This is a genomic window from Martelella sp. AMO21009, from assembly GCF_053484295.1.
The window spans coordinates 127,672-142,663 of the sequence record NZ_JBAKFR010000004.1 but is presented as its reverse complement, the minus strand read 5'-3'; the positions used below and the strand labels follow the sequence as shown (position 1 = coordinate 142,663).

General features: G+C 63.6%; 13 protein-coding genes. 5 read left to right on the top strand and 8 right to left on the bottom strand.

Annotated features, from left to right (window positions below):
* Positions 1-5 precede the first annotated feature (5 nt).
* The 3 genes from V6766_RS06880 to V6766_RS06870 are packed head-to-tail and all read right to left on the bottom strand — an operon-like array spanning position 6 to position 2,768.
* The gene (locus V6766_RS06880) at positions 6-1,349 is read right to left on the bottom strand and encodes an FAD-dependent oxidoreductase (protein ID WP_448464841.1); all 1,344 of its coding nucleotides are present in this window, start codon (positions 1,347-1,349) and stop codon (positions 6-8) included.
* On the bottom strand, positions 1,342-1,596 hold the full coding sequence (locus tag V6766_RS06875) for a 2Fe-2S iron-sulfur cluster-binding protein (RefSeq protein ID WP_448464839.1): 255 nt from the start codon (positions 1,594-1,596) through the stop codon (positions 1,342-1,344). Before V6766_RS06875 ends, V6766_RS06880 begins: the two co-directional genes overlap by 8 nt.
* Positions 1,593-2,768 carry an NAD(P)/FAD-dependent oxidoreductase gene (locus tag V6766_RS06870; RefSeq protein ID WP_448464837.1) on the bottom strand — a complete coding sequence of 392 codons (1,176 nt, stop codon included), beginning with the start codon at positions 2,766-2,768 and terminating at the stop codon, positions 1,593-1,595. The genes V6766_RS06875 and V6766_RS06870 overlap by 4 nt, the downstream gene beginning before the upstream one ends.
* Before the next feature lie 154 nt (positions 2,769-2,922).
* On the opposite strand from V6766_RS06870, the gene V6766_RS06865 reads away from it, so the two are divergent.
* Together V6766_RS06865 and V6766_RS06860 are read left to right on the top strand one after the other, a co-directional pair.
* Entirely contained in the window at positions 2,923-3,846 is a 924-nt protein-coding gene (locus tag V6766_RS06865; RefSeq protein WP_448464835.1) for a LysR family transcriptional regulator, read from the top strand.
* A 145-nt stretch (positions 3,847-3,991) separates the two neighbouring features.
* Positions 3,992-4,816: a transporter substrate-binding domain-containing protein gene (locus V6766_RS06860; protein ID WP_448464833.1), complete on the top strand. Its 825-nt coding sequence runs from the start codon at positions 3,992-3,994 to the stop codon at positions 4,814-4,816.
* Positions 4,817-4,928: 112 nt separating this feature from the next.
* On the opposite strand, the gene V6766_RS06855 is transcribed toward V6766_RS06860, so the two are convergent.
* Together V6766_RS06855 and V6766_RS06850 are read right to left on the bottom strand one after the other, a co-directional pair.
* Positions 4,929-6,611 carry a hypothetical protein gene (locus tag V6766_RS06855; protein ID WP_448464831.1) on the bottom strand — a complete coding sequence of 561 codons (1,683 nt, stop codon included), beginning with the start codon at positions 6,609-6,611 and terminating at the stop codon, positions 4,929-4,931.
* On the bottom strand, positions 6,608-8,755 hold the full coding sequence (locus tag V6766_RS06850; protein ID WP_448464829.1) for a hypothetical protein: 2,148 nt from the start codon (positions 8,753-8,755) through the stop codon (positions 6,608-6,610). Before V6766_RS06850 ends, V6766_RS06855 begins: the two co-directional genes overlap by 4 nt.
* A 190-nt stretch (positions 8,756-8,945) precedes the next feature.
* Between V6766_RS06850 and V6766_RS06845 the strand changes: the two genes are divergently transcribed.
* Positions 8,946-10,904 (top strand): DUF2207 domain-containing protein, encoded by a 1,959-nt coding sequence (locus V6766_RS06845; protein WP_448464827.1) that lies wholly within the window; start codon positions 8,946-8,948, stop codon positions 10,902-10,904.
* 201 nt (positions 10,905-11,105) lie between these two features.
* Here V6766_RS06845 and V6766_RS06840 read toward each other — a convergent pair whose 3' ends face one another.
* A complete protein-coding gene (locus tag V6766_RS06840) occupies positions 11,106-12,038 on the bottom strand; it encodes an AraC family transcriptional regulator (RefSeq protein WP_448464824.1) in 933 nt (310 codons plus the stop codon).
* Positions 12,039-12,120: 82 nt separating this feature from the next.
* Here V6766_RS06840 and V6766_RS06835 point away from each other — a divergent pair, with 82 nt between their 5' ends.
* On the top strand, positions 12,121-12,855 hold the full coding sequence (locus V6766_RS06835; RefSeq protein WP_448464822.1) for an SDR family oxidoreductase: 735 nt from the start codon (positions 12,121-12,123) through the stop codon (positions 12,853-12,855).
* 201 nt (positions 12,856-13,056) lie between these two features.
* Complete coding sequence (locus tag V6766_RS06830; protein ID WP_448464820.1) at positions 13,057-13,791, top strand: helix-turn-helix domain-containing protein; 735 nt, start codon at positions 13,057-13,059, stop codon at positions 13,789-13,791.
* Here the strand turns inward: V6766_RS06830 and V6766_RS06825 are convergent.
* Together V6766_RS06825 and V6766_RS06820 are read right to left on the bottom strand one after the other, a co-directional pair.
* Complete coding sequence (locus V6766_RS06825; protein ID WP_448464818.1) at positions 13,744-14,109, bottom strand: DUF1801 domain-containing protein; 366 nt, start codon at positions 14,107-14,109, stop codon at positions 13,744-13,746. The genes V6766_RS06830 and V6766_RS06825 overlap by 48 nt on opposite strands.
* A 5-nt stretch (positions 14,110-14,114) precedes the next feature.
* Positions 14,115-14,582: a VOC family protein gene (locus V6766_RS06820; RefSeq protein WP_448464816.1), complete on the bottom strand. Its 468-nt coding sequence runs from the start codon at positions 14,580-14,582 to the stop codon at positions 14,115-14,117.
* Positions 14,583-14,992 lie beyond the last annotated feature (410 nt).

Sequence of the window (14,992 nt, the reverse complement as noted above, 5' to 3'; positions counted from 1 at the left end):
GTGCCTCACTGGTCTTTCGGTTCAATTGGGGAGTGTGCCGCGGTGATCATGGCGTCGATCGGGACCGGGCGGACCGGCCATCGCCTGCCGGCCAGGTTTTTGGCCGCGGGGATGGCGTGGCCGGGTCTGATCTCGGCCATGAACGCCGCGCTATTGTGGGCGCAGAACCGCCCCTGGCAGGCGCCCATGGCGAAGCGGCCATTGTGCTTGATCTCGCGCTCGGACGGCGCATCGACGCCGAGCGCGAGCCGCTTCAGATCGCCCGTCGTCTTGCCTTCGCAGCGGCAGAGGATCGTGTCATCCGGCAGCGCCGCAAGGGATTGAGCGCCCGCCGCCGGCGCAAAAATCCGGTCGAGCACCGCCTGCGCCGCGCGCATGTGCGCCAGCATTGCTTCGGGCCTTGGCGCCTGTCCGGAGAGCGCCGAAATTATCTGGCCCGCGGCCTTGCGGCCGTCGGCTTCGGCAGCGCTGCTGCCCAGCGCCTCGCGCCCGTCGCCGGCATGGAGGATCAAGGGGTGGTTGGGGGAAGGCTGGCCTTCGGGCGGCAATGCGAAATCATTGGGCCGGATACCGTCATGCAGGCCAACGCGATCAACGATGATTTCCTGGCTGCGGTCTTTTCGCCCGGCAAGCGTGACGGCAAGGCCGTCGTCGGTCCGACGGATATCGCGCACCGTTGTCGCCTGCAGAACCGGTATCCGCCGGGCAAGGAGCGTCGCCATATAGCCGAGGGATTCCATCAGCAATCGGGGGAACCGGACAAGCTGCAGCCCGGCGGATACCGCCCTGAAGGGCGCGCCCGCCTCGACGACGGCGACCGGCGGATTGCCAAGCCGCGCCATCTGGGCCGCAACAGCGATAAGGAGCGGGCCGTTTCCAGCAAGCAGGACGCGGCCCTGAGGCGGCCTTCCGGTTTCCTTCATCATCACCTGCAGACCGCCGGCGGTGGAAACGCCGGGCAGGTGCCAGCCCGGACGCGGCAGGACCTTTTCGAGCGCGCCGGTCGCGATGATCACCGCCTTGGGTCGCCGTGTCTCGATACGGCCCGTCCGGCGGTTTTCCGTCACCACCCAGCCATCGCCATCGACCGCGATAAAAACCTGTTCATGGTGGATCGGGATGTTTTCGGCGGCCTGTCTCAGCCGCGCGAAACGTGCCTTGGCCGCGCGCGGCTGGGGAACCGGCGTGACGCCATCGATCGGCTGACGGAAGATCGCGCCGCCGATCGTCGGGCGTTGTTCGATGATCTCGATCGAAACCCCGGCGCGCGTGAGCGTGGCGGCGGCAGACAGCCCCGCCGGACCGGCGCCGATGACAAGCACGTCGGCTGTTTTCCTGGGCTCAGACATAGCCGCCCTCCATGCTTTCCACCTGCATGCCCTCGCGGGCAGGGGTGAGGCAGGTTTCCCGCACGATCCCGTCGACCCGGGCGATGCAGCCCTGGCATGCGCCGATGCCGCAGAAATAGCGGGTCGGCTGACCGAGCCCGTCGGCGCCGAACTGCGTCACGCCTTCGGCAACAAGAGCGGCCGCGATGCTTTCGCCCGGGCGGAAGACGATTTCGCGCCCCATGAAGAAGAATGTGCCCCGGTTCATGCCGCCACCTCGCAGATGCCGAAGCGGGCGGGATCAAATGGACTGATGTCGATCGAGGGATGCTGGCCGGTGACAAGCTCGGCGATCGTCCTGCCGGTGACCGGACCGAGACAGATGCCATCGCCTTCAAAGCCGGTGGCGATGAAGCCGTTTTCGATGCCGGGCAGCCTGCCGATCAGCGGCAATCCGTCGGAAACGGCGGTGCGCGCGCCGGCAAAGGCTCTCAGAAGCCGCAGCCTGGCAAGGCCCGGCACCAGCCCGACGGCGTCGCTCAGGATGCGGGATACCGCCTCAAGGTCGTTGACCTTGCGGTCGCCGAAGGCTTCGCGCGTGCCGCCGATCAGGAATTGTCCCGTTTCCAGCGGGTCGATGACGAGGCCAAACCCGCGTCCGGGCCGACCAGCTTCGCTGCTGCCGGAGCGCTTGGAAAGCAGGTAGCGGCCCGACATGATCGCGCCGGGCATGGAGGCGTTGAGGGCGAAGGCGCGTTCGGTCACCAGCAATTGCCCCTTGCGCGGAATGAGCCCGGCGCCGACATTGACCAAACGCTCGGAACCGGAACCGGCGCAGATGACGACGGCGTCGGCGGAGAGAAACCCGTTGTCGGTTTCAACGCCTTCGATCCGTTCGCCATTGCCGGCAAGCCGCAGGCGGCTGGCGCGGGTGTTGCGATGGACGGCGATGCCGGCGGCGGCAATCAGCCGGTGAACGATCTGGTAGCCGATGGCGTGTCCTTCCGCATGGACTTCGACGGCGAGTGAGGCGCTTTCGGAAAGCGCCGGAAAGCGCCGGCGCAATGCGCAGCTGTTGAGGTGCTCCACACTCACGCCGGCGGATGAAAGGGCCGCCGCATGCGCCTCCAGCACCGTGCATTCTTCCGCGCTGGAGGCAATGATGAAGGTCGAGCGCTGCTTGAACAGGCCGGCGAACAGCCCGTCTTCGGCAAGCCTGCGGTAAAGCGCAATGCCTTCCAGAGCCGTTGTCATCATCGGGCCGGGACGCTTGCTGGCCACGGAGACCGCGCCATCGGCAGCGCCGGTCGCTTCCGCCGCCGGCGCGCTGCCGTCGATCAGCGTGACGCGGACGCCCTTTTTCGCCAGAAAATAGGCGGTCGCCGCGCCGACGATGCCGGAGCCGATGACGATGGCGGATGGTGAGGAGCGGGCATGCATTTGGTTTGACCGGTATGATGGCGTTCGATATCGGTCATATTGACGGCTGTCGGCTTCGGGCGTCGATACAAGAGAATGGCCTTCAAAGGTCATGTTTTTTGTATCAGGCTTCTGGCCGGCCACCCCTTAAAAGAGAAGAAAGGGGATTTTCGCGATGGCAAAGATCAGTCTTACGCTGGTGCAGACATTCTATCATGTGGCGCGCTACGGCTCGTTTTCGGCGGCGGCGCGCGAGCTGAACCTGTCCTATCAGTCCGCCGCCAATCATGTGCGCCGGCTCGAGCAGATTTTGAAAAGCAGGCTCATCGAATCCGAGCAGGGGGCAAAGCGCATCACGCTTACGCCGCGCGGCCGCGCGCTTTACAATCTGCTCCATCCCGAACTCGACATCATGCTGGAGCGGCTGACGACGCTGATCGAGAACCAGCGTTCCGCGCTAAGGGTAGGCATGCCCCAGGCGATCTTCTTCTATCTGTTTCCGAAGGTTCTGGCCCGCTTCCGCGAGGCTTTCCCCGAGATGGAGTTTTCCGTCTACGAGCGCGATACGGTGCTTGCGGAACTGGTCAAGAACGGCAGTCTCGATGTCTGCATCTCGGAGCGCTATTTTGGCGACCCCGTCGTGCCTCAGCGCATGCTCGGAAGCTACCGGCTTTCGCTTGTCTTCCCGCGCGCCTGGGGCGATGTTCCGGCGCAGGAAGATATTCCTGCCTGGGCCGCGGATAAGCCGTTCGTGACCTATGAACCCGGGCAGACACTGCGCAATGTCTCGGTCGATTTTCTCGGCCGCGAGGGCAGGGCGGTTCATCCCGCGATCTCGACCTCGGGCAGTTCCAGCGTGAAGCTGTGCGTTGAAGAAGGGCTCGGCTTTTCCATCATTCCCTCATGGTGCGTGGCCGCCGATGACGAGAAAATCGCCTCGCTCCGCCTGACCAGCCTGCCGGAAATCAGGGTCTATTTCGGTAGCGCCGGGTTCCTGCAAACCCACCCCATGGTCCAGCAGCTTTACGAGGATTGCCAGCGCGAGCTGGTGGGGCCAGTTCTGGACCCGCCGAGCGGCGATATCCTGCCGCCTCTATGACCCGAACATACAAAAAAGCGCACAAGCGCCGTCTTTTCTCTAGCATTGTCTCGATCGGCTGAGCCGCTAGCCTGTTCCCGGACGTGGCCGATGGGGGTTGCGGTTCAAGAATACGACCAATCCGGGGAATTATGGAGATCTCTCAATGAACTTGTTTGCCAAGATCTGTGGCGCGACGGCGGTGGCGCTTTCGCTGTTTTCAGCCGCCGCCAGCGCCGACACGGTCAGCGACATCCGCGAACGCGGCACGCTGCGCATTCCGGCGATCCTGAACGAAGTGCCCTATTTCAACAAGGACCCGCGCACCGGCGAATGGACGGGCTTCGTTATCGATATGGCGTCGGATATCGCCAAGACGCTTGATGTCGAGCTGGAAGTGGTGGAATCGAGCTGGTCCAACGCCATTCTGGACGTCCAGAGCGGCAAGGTCGACATGGCCTTCGCCGTCACCGCGACGCCGGTGCGCGCGCTGTCGGTTTCGTTTTCCGACCCGACCTATTACAACAGTTTCGTGCTGATCTCCGCCGATGAAACACTGGAAGGCAAGAGCTGGAACGAGCTCAACGACCCGCAATACACCTTCGCCGTGGATCTCGGCTCCGCGCAGGATCTGATGGCGCAGCAATATCTGCCCAAGGCCAATATTCTGCGCTTCAAGACCCGCGATGAGGCGATCGTCGCCGTCACCACCGGCAAGGCGCAGGGCTTGATCAACACCATGCTCAACGGGCTGGTGATCTCCAAGAAGGCCGCAAGCGTGGGCAGCGTCAAGGTGCCGACCCCGGTCCTGTCCACGCCTTCAGTGATTGCCGTGAACTACGGCGCGGACGAGACCTTCAAGAGCTTCGTATCCGCCTGGGCCGAATATAACCGCCGTATCGGCAACAACCAGACCTGGATTCTGAAGAGCCTCGAACCGTTCGGCATCTCGCTGACCGACATGCCCCCCGGCTTCGGCTTCGGCGGCTGATCGGGACCAAGGATTGCCTTCCGCTTCCGAAGACAGAAAGACGCCCGGCGCGTGTGCCGGGCGTTTCTTGCGTGCGGCCGTTCGCCGTCGCTCGCGGCCGCCCGAGAACGGCTTACCGCGTGTCCCGGGCGGGAACCGCATTTCCTTCCAGTCGGCCATCGCGCCAGGGCTCATGTGAAACGGGGCCCTCGGCGTCGTAATAGGTGGTGGTGCCGTCGCGCTTGTCGTCCTTCCACATCTGCACTTCCTCAAGCGCGCCGTTTTCCGCCAGGATGTAGCTTGGCCCGTCCTTCAGCCCGTTGCTGAAGCTTGTGACCGCGATGCGGTAACCATGGCCGTCGAACGTCGTCCAGCGGCCGTCCTTGATGCCGTGGTCGTAGCGGCCCTGTTTCGTTTCGTCCCGGTAGGGCACCTGTTCCAGCCATTCGCCATGCTTCTCGCCGTCGACATAGCGGCCGCCGGCAATCATCTTGTCGCCATCCAGCTCCTTGTAGGGGCCGTTCAGGATGCCCGCGTCATAGGTGGCGAGCCGCTTCAGCTCGCCGTTCATCCTGTATGTCCGCTGCGCGCCGGTCAGCTTGCCGTCATCGTCATAGGTCTCGTGGATGACGTCGCTGGAGTGTTCCGTCCGGCGCCAGTCGCCGACGCGCTTGCCATGGTCGTAATAGCCCCGGTCCCACTCCCGGCCGCGCCAGGCGCGGGTGTAAAGACCCTCCTCCTTGCCGTCGACATAGTGGACGCGGGTGGTGATCTGGTCGATTTCGGTGGTCGACACGAACAGCCCGCGATATTCGCCATCGACCAGTTCGGTGCGGTCCAGCAGTTGGTCGTTGAGATACTTCGTGAACAGGAGGTAGCCGTCGGCCTTGATCTCGGTTTCGGTGAAATTGCCGTAATGCTCTACGGTTTTCCACCCTTCGCCACGGCCTTCGATCTGCACCGGCTCTTCGAGCCAGATCAGCGCTCCGTCCTTCCATTTCCGGTTTCTCACCTCGCTGCCATCCTCGGCATAGTCGGTCTGGGCCACGAGTTCGCCCGATTCCGACCAGCGTTTTGCACTGCCCGTCGGTTTGCCCATCGCATAGTGACGCTCGGCCCTGCGCGCGCCCGAGGGCCAGTATTCGGTGACGACCCCATCGGCCGCGCCATCGACATAACGGCCTTCCTCGATGAGATTTCCGTCCTTGTCATAGTCCCTGTAGGGGCCGTCGCGCCGGCTCATCGACCAGTGGATTTCGGCGGCAAGCTTGCCGTTCTCGTGGTATTTGCGTTCCACACCGTCGATATGGCCGTCGACATGATTGTTTTCGGCCGAAAGCGTGCCGTCCTCATAATAGAGACGCCACGGGCCGTTTAGCACGTCATCCTTCCAGGTGGTTTCGCGCTGGGTCTTGCCATCCGCCCAGTACCGGACCTCCGTGCCGTTTTTCTTTCCATCCTCATAAGGCGTGCGGCCCACGACATTCTCATCCTCGTCGAAGGTCACCATCTCGCCGTCGCGGCGGCCTTCCTCGTTGAGCGGAACGCGGGTCTTGAGGTAGCCCGAGCCGGGATAGAAGGTCTCGATCTTTCCGACCTTGCGGCCCTCATCCAGCGTCGGAGCGGTGTTCCAGACGCGGGCATAACGGTCATCGTCTTCATCATAGATATCGATGATATAAACGCCGTCCTTTGCCTTTTCCGGCGGCGTGTAGCTGTAGGCCCCGTCCGGGGCGGGCGCCAGATTTTCGTCGACATTGGCAGCATGGGCGGTGCCTGCCGCCAGAGCGAGCAGAAGGGCGAGAGTGGTTTTCATCGGGCGTCCTCCCTCGGTTCAGGCAGATCGGGAAAGCGGATCTCGAAGCGTCGGGTCACCGGGTCGGAACCGGTATCCGCTTCAAGGATGCGTTCGGGCCGGCCGGCGGCGCGGATGTTCCCGTCGTCGAAGAGCGCCGAAGCGAGCGTGTCATCGGGGGAAAGCGACGTGCCATCCGGCGCGACCAGCGCCAGCGCTGTGCCTTCGGCATCGACCAGCCGGAAACGCGCGTTGAATGCGCCAATCGTCATGGCGCTGTCCGCGCCGAGGATTTCCGGATCGATCAGCCATGCCCGCGCGGGATCGAGCGCCGCGGTCACCTCGCGCCATGCGACGGTGGTCTCGCAATCGATGACGACGGAGATCGGTCCATGCCCGTAGAAATGGGTGCGGATGCCGTCATCGGTCTGAAGCTGCAGCGTCGTCGTGCCGGTCCGTTCGTCCGCCCGCGTTTCGAAGACCAGGTCGTGACCGGCAAGCGGCGCGGGCTCACCCAGCCCCGCCGCGCAGTGCTTCGCCTGCGTCGTCGCGAGCCTGAAACGCAGCCCGGCGAGATCAAGGCCTTCGGGCGTGAGCGCATCGAGCGCCGGCGGCGCGCCATCCGGATAAAGCGCCCGCGTCTCGGGCTCGGTGTCGGGATCGAGGCGTTTGCCGCGTTCGGTGCGGAAGGTGACAGCGCGGGTCGCGGCCGCCGTTTCGGCATAGCGTTCGACGCGGATCTCGATCTTTTCCGGCACGGTTTCAGCCTTGAGCACAACCTTAAGGGCGCTGTAATCCGGCAGCGCCAGCCGGCGGGCCTGGCTTTCGGCCGGCGTCAGCCAGTCCGCGCCGCTGTCGGCGGCGTAGATCCGTCCCTTGACGTCGCTGCCTTCCGGGAAGGAAAGGCCGAAGAAATCCCAGGTTTTGCCGGAGAGCAGCAGCTCATAGCCGTCATCGGTCGGCCGGAATTCCGCCGAAGCGCCATTGCGGTCTACGCTGGCCTTCCCGTCCGCATCCGGATGCAGCGTCAGCGTGAAAGGTTCCGACGGATACCAGTCGACATGGGCGGTGAGCGCCGTCGCCCGCTCCAGATCGTCGCGGACATCGCCGATGCCGACCGGACGCGCCCGCGAGACCGTCCGGAACCCGCCATCGCCCGGAACAGTCACAGGCAAGGTGGCGATGAACTGCGTCGGCAACTCGGTTTCGCCGTCGAAGAGATGAAAATCATGAAGCGCGAAACGGCCGATATTGCTGCCCGCTGCTGGATCATGGGCGAAGCTCAGCGTGTAGGTCTTGCCATGCCTGTCGGCTTCTCCCGGCTTGCCGGGAAACACCATGTCCGGCTCGGGCGGCATGACGATGGTTGAAAACGGAAAGGTCGGCATGTCATGCCATTCAGGCTCGCCCCGGAATGCGTGGGTGTAGAGCGGGAAGGGGCTTTCCGTGTTTGCCATCGCGATGGTCTGGCGTGAGAAACGCTCATCCTCCGCGCCGGGATTGATGCGCGTATCATAGGTCATCACCGAGCGCTCGACCCAGCCGCTGTCGCGCGCCAGCACCGAAACGCCGGACAGTCTCGCATCCGCCGACACACCCTCATAGCTGAGAAAAACCGCATCCGGCGTCACCGCGCTGACCGTGATCTCCACATTGGCGACGCCCGGCAGCGTGGTGGTGGTCGTCCAGCCTTTCTCGACTTCGATTTCGACCGGCAGAACCGGCTGGCCGAGCTGGTCGCCCATCTGGGCCAGCATGGCTTCCGGCATCTCGGCATCGCCGCGCGGGGCGAAATCCTTGAGCCCGTGACTTTCCGGATCGATCGTGGCGGAAAAGCCCGCGCGCATCAGCAGGGCAAGATCGTCGGGGGCGTCGCCGAAGGCCGTGCTCGTCACCCGCGATCCCTCGTCATAGGCAAACCACAAAGGGAAGACATCCATGCTGATCTCGCCATCGTCGTCGCGATCGGTGACCGCAAAGCGGGTCAGCGCCGACACGAACTGGTTGTCGTGGAAACGCGAATCACTGAAGCCGGAAGCCATGGAAATTTCGAGGTGATAGGTCCGTTCGCTGCCGACAGCCGGGTCGAAAATGATGGTCTCGGCCTCTGCCACGCCGGGAATGGCGGCGACAAGCAGGGCGAACCAGAAACGTCGTTCGGTCATGCTTTCTCCTTCGATGGCGCAGTCATGAAGGGGCGGGCTGAGAGAGGCAAGTAACTGTAAGTTGAGATTTACTCCCTGTCGGGAAAGATCGTTGTAACAAACGGATTTGTTTATGCTTTTTGGCCGGGCTATAAGGCCCCCTCAGCCGGATTCGCCAAACCAGAAGCCAGGGCCGTCAGCGGCATTTTTTATGAAATCACGCTCGATTTTTCAGACAGTTTTTTCTCGCTGGCATCGCAAACTCGAGGGCGGTCGCGCGTCCGCGGCGCGGCCGATCGTCACGACCTTCCTGCTTGTGCTGATCTGGTTCACACCGGCCTTGGCGCGCGAGCGGATCGAGCGTTTCGAAAGCGACATTACGATTGGCCCGACCGGCCGCCTCGATATCACCGAGACCATCGCGATCAAGGCGGAGGGGTACCGGATCGAACACGGTATCTTTCGCGATCTGCCGATCGCGGGACGCACGGCGGAGGGCGGCGTCGATCCCGGCGCGCTGCAGATCCTTTCCGCCACGCTCGACGGCAAGCCGGTGCCCATGCGGGTTGCCCGCCGCAGCGACTATATCCGCATCTTTCTGGGGGATTCCGGAACCGATCTCGAACCGGGCGTTCACACCTTCCGGCTTTCCTATCGCACCGGACCGCAGATCGAAAGCCGCGACGGTCAGGACGAATTCTACTGGAATGTGACCGGCTCCTACTGGGCCTTCCCGATCGACAACGCCGCCGCGACCATTCGCCTGCCCGACGGCGCGGCGGCCACACAGGTCGCCGGCTATACCGGGCCGCTCGGCGCGACGCGCGCGGAAGTGTCCCGCGGCCTCAGCCCGGATGGCGGCACGGTTGATATCTCGACCTATCGCATTCTCGACCCGGAGGAGGGGCTCACGGTCGCTGTCGGGTTCCCGAAGGGCTTCGTCAGCGAGCCGGCGGCCGCCGAGCGGTTCCGGTGGTGGTTGCGTCGCAATCCGGGCGTCGCGATTTCCGTTACCGGCCTCGGCGCTCTCGGCTTGCTTTTCCTGTTTGTCTCCCGGCGGATCAGGCGGCCCGGAGAGGAGCACGCCGGACGCTATCCGGTGATTGAGCGGCGCAAGCCGCCGCGCGGCACGACGCCTGCTCAGGTGCAGTATATTTCGATGCGGCGCATGCTCGGCCATTCCGCGCTCCTCGCCACGGTCATCAATCTCGGCCTGCGCGGGCTGATGACGATCGTGCCCGAGGGCAAGGCCTGGCGGATCGTGCTGGATGCGGGCGATACCGGCGCGCTGGCGCCCGAGGAGGAAGCGCTGGTGGCCAGCGTGCGCGCTGAAGGCGGCAGCATATTGGTCGAGCGCAAGAACCGACAGACGCTGCGGCGTCTATACGGCGATTTCGCCCGCGCCGTGCGCACCACCCATGGGCGGCGGTATTATGCGCCGAACGGCAAGTGGAAGCTGGCCGCCGCCTTCCTCTGCTCCGGCCTTGCCGCGGCCCTTGCGCTGACGGGCATGGATGGCGAAGGGTGGATCCTCGCCTATGGCCCGCTGCTGCCGATCTTGATCGGCCTTGCCTTTGCGGGCTTCGATGCGCGCGCCTCGGCGGATACGGTCAGCAACGCCGCCGGAAACGGCATGGGCGGAGGACTTGTCGCGAGCGCGGGACTGTGGCTGGTGACGGGCTTCTTCACCGGCGCCTTCGGCTGGGCGACGGCGCTCGGCCTTGTGGCAACGCCGGTGCTGTTCTGGGGGTTTGCCGCACGCATCGGCCAGCCGACGGAGGAGGGGCGGGCGCGCGAGGCGGAAATCGCCGGGCTTCGCCTTTATCTCGAACGGGTCGGCGACATGCGCCACGCCAATCGCAGCGAAAGGGACGCGCTGCCGGCCCTTCTGCCCTTCGCGGTGGCGCTCAACATGAAGTCAGAATGGAGCCGCGCCTTCGACAGCGTCATGGACGCCGGCCCCGGCGCCATCAACCCGATTCCCTTCGGCCTGCACCCGACCTTCTACGATACGGGCGCGAACGGCGCGACGATCTTCGGCGCCTGCCAGGCGCTCAGCACCAACCTCACGGCCTGCATCTCGCCCAACGGTTCGGGCACAGGCCTCGGCTTTTCGGGCGGCGGCTTCTCCGGCGGGGGAGGAGGGGGCGGCGGTGGCGGCGGCTGGTGACTGGACGTCCCGGAGCACAACTGGCTGACCGGGGGCATCTCGAAGATGTCGGAGTTTTTTTCTGTGGGTGACCGCCTGATCATCGAGCCGGCTGACGAGGTCGCCGACAGCCGGCACGCCGGAGATCGCCGGCGTATGGACGATATCGGCTGCGCTTCAAACGGTCGCAGTATCCCACGACCTGACCTTTCCCCGACTGGCTCAGGGAGCGGTCGCGGGACCTGCGGTATCGTCTTTCGGAGAGGTTCCGAAGGTGCGGCGGAAGGCCTGGCTGAACGCACTTTGGGAGCGGTAGCCCACCATTTCGGCGACATCGGCCACGCGCTGATTGTCCTGCAGGAGCGCCGTTCGCGCGACTGTGAGCCGCCACGACCGCAGGTAGGACAGCGGCGGCTGGCCGATGCGGCGGGAGAATTCCGCGGAAAAGGATGCGCGCGACATGCCGGCAATCCCTGCCAGTTCCGCCACCGTCCACGGATGGGCGATGTTTTCGTGCAGCGCGCCAAGCGCCCGGCCGATCCTCGGATCGAGAAGCGCGCCAAGCCAGCCCATGCCGGTGGCCCGGACCTCGCTCGCACAGGCGCGGATCGCTTCCACCAGAAGAATATCGGCAAGGCGGGAGCGCACGATTTCGCCCCCGATCGCCTCGCGCTCGATCTCGTTGGACATCAGGTTGAGGGTCATCGCAATCGCGTCTGAACCCGAGGCATTCCCGGGCACGACCCAGAAATCCGGCAGCATGTCCAGCAGGAAATCCGCGTTTGCCCCGGCAAAGGTGACGCTGCCTCCGATGCCGACAGTCTCATCGCCGTTGATCCGGGCAACATCCCGCTCCGGACCGTCATAAAGTGCGTGGCCATCGGCCGGGGCGAGTGTCGGATCACTGCCCACCACATAGTCCGTGCGTCCGATCAGACAGACATCGCCCGCCTGCATGCGCCGGGGCTGATGCCCGGGGGCCGAAATCCATGCATCGCCGTGAAGCAATGCCACGAATTTGAGACGATCGAGGCCGGGAAAGGAGAGCGACCACGCGCCAGCGGCTTCTATTCGTGTGCGCCGGGCCACGCGCGCGCCCAGAATATCGAGCACGTTTGAAAGCGGATCGACGGCGATGCTGGACGATCGCGACAATTTAAGAGACTCCTTCGCGTCGCTAATCTTCCCTTCCTGGCATAGATAACTGCAAAAGCAAATCATCTATCGGGAGTGCCAAATGACCATTGAAGGCAGAGTTGTCGCCATTACCGGCGCCAGCAGCGGCATCGGCCATGCAACAGCGAAACTGCTGGCGGCGAAAGGGGCCCGCGTCGTGCTCGGCGCGCGCAGAGAGGCCGAGCTTGAAGCGATCACAAGCGAGATCGTCGCCGAAGGAGGCCAGGCCGTCTTCAAGGCCACCGACGTTCGCCGCCGCGCCGATCTTGAAGCACTGGTCGCCAGGGCGATCGACAGCTTCGGCCGGCTCGACGTTATCGTCAACAATGCCGGTATCGGCCCGATCTCCCGCTTCGATGCTCTGCGGGTCGACGATTGGGACGCGATGATCGACGTGAACCTCAAGGGCACGCTTTACGGCATAGCGGCCGCCCTTCCGGTGTTTGGACGGCAAAAGAGCGGTCACGTCATCAATATCGTCTCGACGGCGGGCATACAGATCGTGCCGACGATGGGGGTCTATGCCGCCACGAAGAATGCGGTCAGAACGGTGACCGAGGCGCTACGACAGGAAGCCGGGCCGCACTTGCGGGTCACGGAAATATCGCCAGGCATGATCGCGACGAATTTCGGAGACAGCATCACGGATCGGATGACAAAACAGATGATTACGGAGCGTCTGGAGGCGATCGCGATCTCGCCGGATGCGATCGCCGGCGGCGTGCTCTACGCGCTTGAACAGCCCTTCGATGTCGACGTCGGGAGCATCGTCATCCGCCCGACGGCCCAGGGGTGAATCCGTTCTTTTGCTTCCGTTGCTCCTGGCAGAAGCGCCGCGTTGACGCGCTGAAGCGCGGAAAGCGCAGTTAAGGGTTTGCCGAAACCGGCCCTCCGTTTCAACCCGAATGGTTCTTACCCACCGCAACGATGTGATCACGCAACGATCGAAGGCGCTGAAGGGCAGGTGCCCATCTCATAAGGGACGACGAGGTCGGATTTGAACGAGCCGGTGGGCGACCTGGTCGGGCGTTGCTTCGCGCTGGATCGATGGCGGTTTCGGGTTTATCTTAAACCCATGAACCATCCCTCCGATGAGAGCGGTCCGCGTGTTCATCGCTGGACCTATACCGCCGAGGCAGACGAAGTGGCGCTCGTTCTGCCTGATGGATGCATCGATATCCTCGTCTCCTCCAGCGACAGGACTGGACATACGCTGATTGGCGTCACCGATTGGGACTTCGCGCCAAGGCAAGTGAAGCTTCCGGTGGGAACGTCTTTGATCGGCTATCGGTTGCGGCCCGGTGCCACCATCCGTCTCGACGACGTCCAGTTCGGACATGGCGACATCTGCAGTCTGGAAGCGGAGATCGACGACAGGGTCAGCTATGACCAGGAAGCCTCCGAGATCATCGATATTCTCGGCCTTCCAGACAGCAGCGTGGAATGGGCGGCCAGGCAGCAGGGTGTATCGGAGCGAAGCCTGCAACGTCATTTCAGGCGCCTCTCTTTGCCGTCTCCGGCCTTCTGGCGACAGCTGGGACGCGCCAGGCGGGCGGTGCAGGCCTTGCCTTGTCGGGTTCCGATCGCGGAGATTGCGCTCGAATATGGCTACAGCGATCAGGCGCATATGACGCGGGAGTTCGTCCGGTGGTTTGGACGCACTCCCGTGCAGCTTCGCCAACACTCAGGCGTCATGAACGATCTGGCGCAACCCGGCCTGGGCAACTGGTGAAGGGGTTTCGCCCTGAGGTCTGACCGCCTGGCTGAGAAAGGCTTCGCACCGCTTTTCGGTAATGTCCGACAGGCGCCTGATTGTGATGTGACGGCGATATTTGCCGCTGCCTTCCAGAATTCGGTCCGGATCGTTCAATCGCGCGCCATGGGTGAATTCCAGCGAAACGTGGTTTGGATGGGCAAAGATGCCGCAGAACTGCGATTTGGGCTGTCCGGGGAAGCTCTCGAAGACGAGGCCGCCATATTTTTCAAGGCATGCAGCGCCGGGCTCGACCTTCAGGATCGCGGTCTTCAGCCGCTCGATGATTTCCTCCATCATCCTCACCCCGGCAGTTGCACTGCGGAGCAGATCTCGATCAGGTAGCCGTTCGAATCGGCCACATATGAGGTCGTCTGCCCCCATGGCTCGTCCCGCACGTCCTGAACGAGCGTGGCGCCGGCATCGACTGCCCTTTTCAAGGCGCTCGCGACGTCATCCGTTTCGAACGCGATCTCGAATGTGGGGGCATCCGGCCTTGGTGAAGCCGGGTTCTTGCCGAGCTGGCGCATCAGCGCTTTCGAGGAAAAGGCGAGCTTGGTCTCGCCGGTCGCCAGTTCGCCGTAATCACCGCTTTCATGGAGAAATGCGCGTTCAAAGCCGAACGCCTTCTCAAAGAAGTCCACGGATGCCGGGACGTCATCCACGTACAAGATTGTGTAGCGAAATATCATTTCAGGAGCCTCACTCTGGGTTGGTTCACATTTGCAGTAAACCCCAGCGACATGACACGTCTTGAAGAAATCCGACATCACGCAATCATGTGAACGCCGTCATCGAGGAACTCTTTTGCCGTCCAACCGCTCGTCTCCAAGGTGGTCACTGGGCGCTGTTGTTATTGCAGGGTCCGCTCCGGCATGAGTTGATCGAGGGGGCACTGCGGCAAGCCCGCAAGGGTGGCGTTTCATGGTCTTCAGAACATGAAATGAACACGCTCGCAGAACGCTACCGTTTAATCCTGAAGGGTTCTAAGCCGCCGAAGCCGTCTCGGGGATGCGGGCAATCACCTTGATTTCGACGTTGCCGGGGCCATCGAGGCTTTCACCGCACTGGCGCCCGGTCTTCTCGCCGATTGAGCTCGGCGCTTTCCGGCTTCTCGTCGGAACAGCTATGAAAGCGGAAGCCGATTTTCGCCCGACACGGGCAGGCCGCGCGGGCCGCA

What these genes read in the sequence shown, in the direction of transcription:
- V6766_RS06880 (WP_448464841.1), bottom strand. Translation starts at nt 1,349, where the DNA reads ATGTCTGAGCCCAGGAAAACAGCCGACGTGCTTGTCATCGGCGCCGGT.
- V6766_RS06875 (WP_448464839.1), bottom strand. Translation starts at nt 1,596, where the DNA reads ATGAACCGGGGCACATTCTTCTTCATGGGGCGCGAAATCGTCTTCCGC.
- V6766_RS06870 (WP_448464837.1), bottom strand. Translation starts at nt 2,768, where the DNA reads ATGCATGCCCGCTCCTCACCATCCGCCATCGTCATCGGCTCCGGCATC.
- V6766_RS06865 (WP_448464835.1), top strand. Translation starts at nt 2,923, where the DNA reads ATGGCAAAGATCAGTCTTACGCTGGTGCAGACATTCTATCATGTGGCG.
- V6766_RS06860 (WP_448464833.1), top strand. Translation starts at nt 3,992, where the DNA reads ATGAACTTGTTTGCCAAGATCTGTGGCGCGACGGCGGTGGCGCTTTCG.
- V6766_RS06855 (WP_448464831.1), bottom strand. Translation starts at nt 6,611, where the DNA reads ATGAAAACCACTCTCGCCCTTCTGCTCGCTCTGGCGGCAGGCACCGCC.
- V6766_RS06850 (WP_448464829.1), bottom strand. Translation starts at nt 8,755, where the DNA reads ATGACCGAACGACGTTTCTGGTTCGCCCTGCTTGTCGCCGCCATTCCC.
- V6766_RS06845 (WP_448464827.1), top strand. Translation starts at nt 8,946, where the DNA reads ATGAAATCACGCTCGATTTTTCAGACAGTTTTTTCTCGCTGGCATCGC.
- V6766_RS06835 (WP_448464822.1), top strand. Translation starts at nt 12,121, where the DNA reads ATGACCATTGAAGGCAGAGTTGTCGCCATTACCGGCGCCAGCAGCGGC.
- V6766_RS06825 (WP_448464818.1), bottom strand. Translation starts at nt 14,109, where the DNA reads ATGGAGGAAATCATCGAGCGGCTGAAGACCGCGATCCTGAAGGTCGAG.
- V6766_RS06820 (WP_448464816.1), bottom strand. Translation starts at nt 14,582, where the DNA reads ATGTCGGATTTCTTCAAGACGTGTCATGTCGCTGGGGTTTACTGCAAA.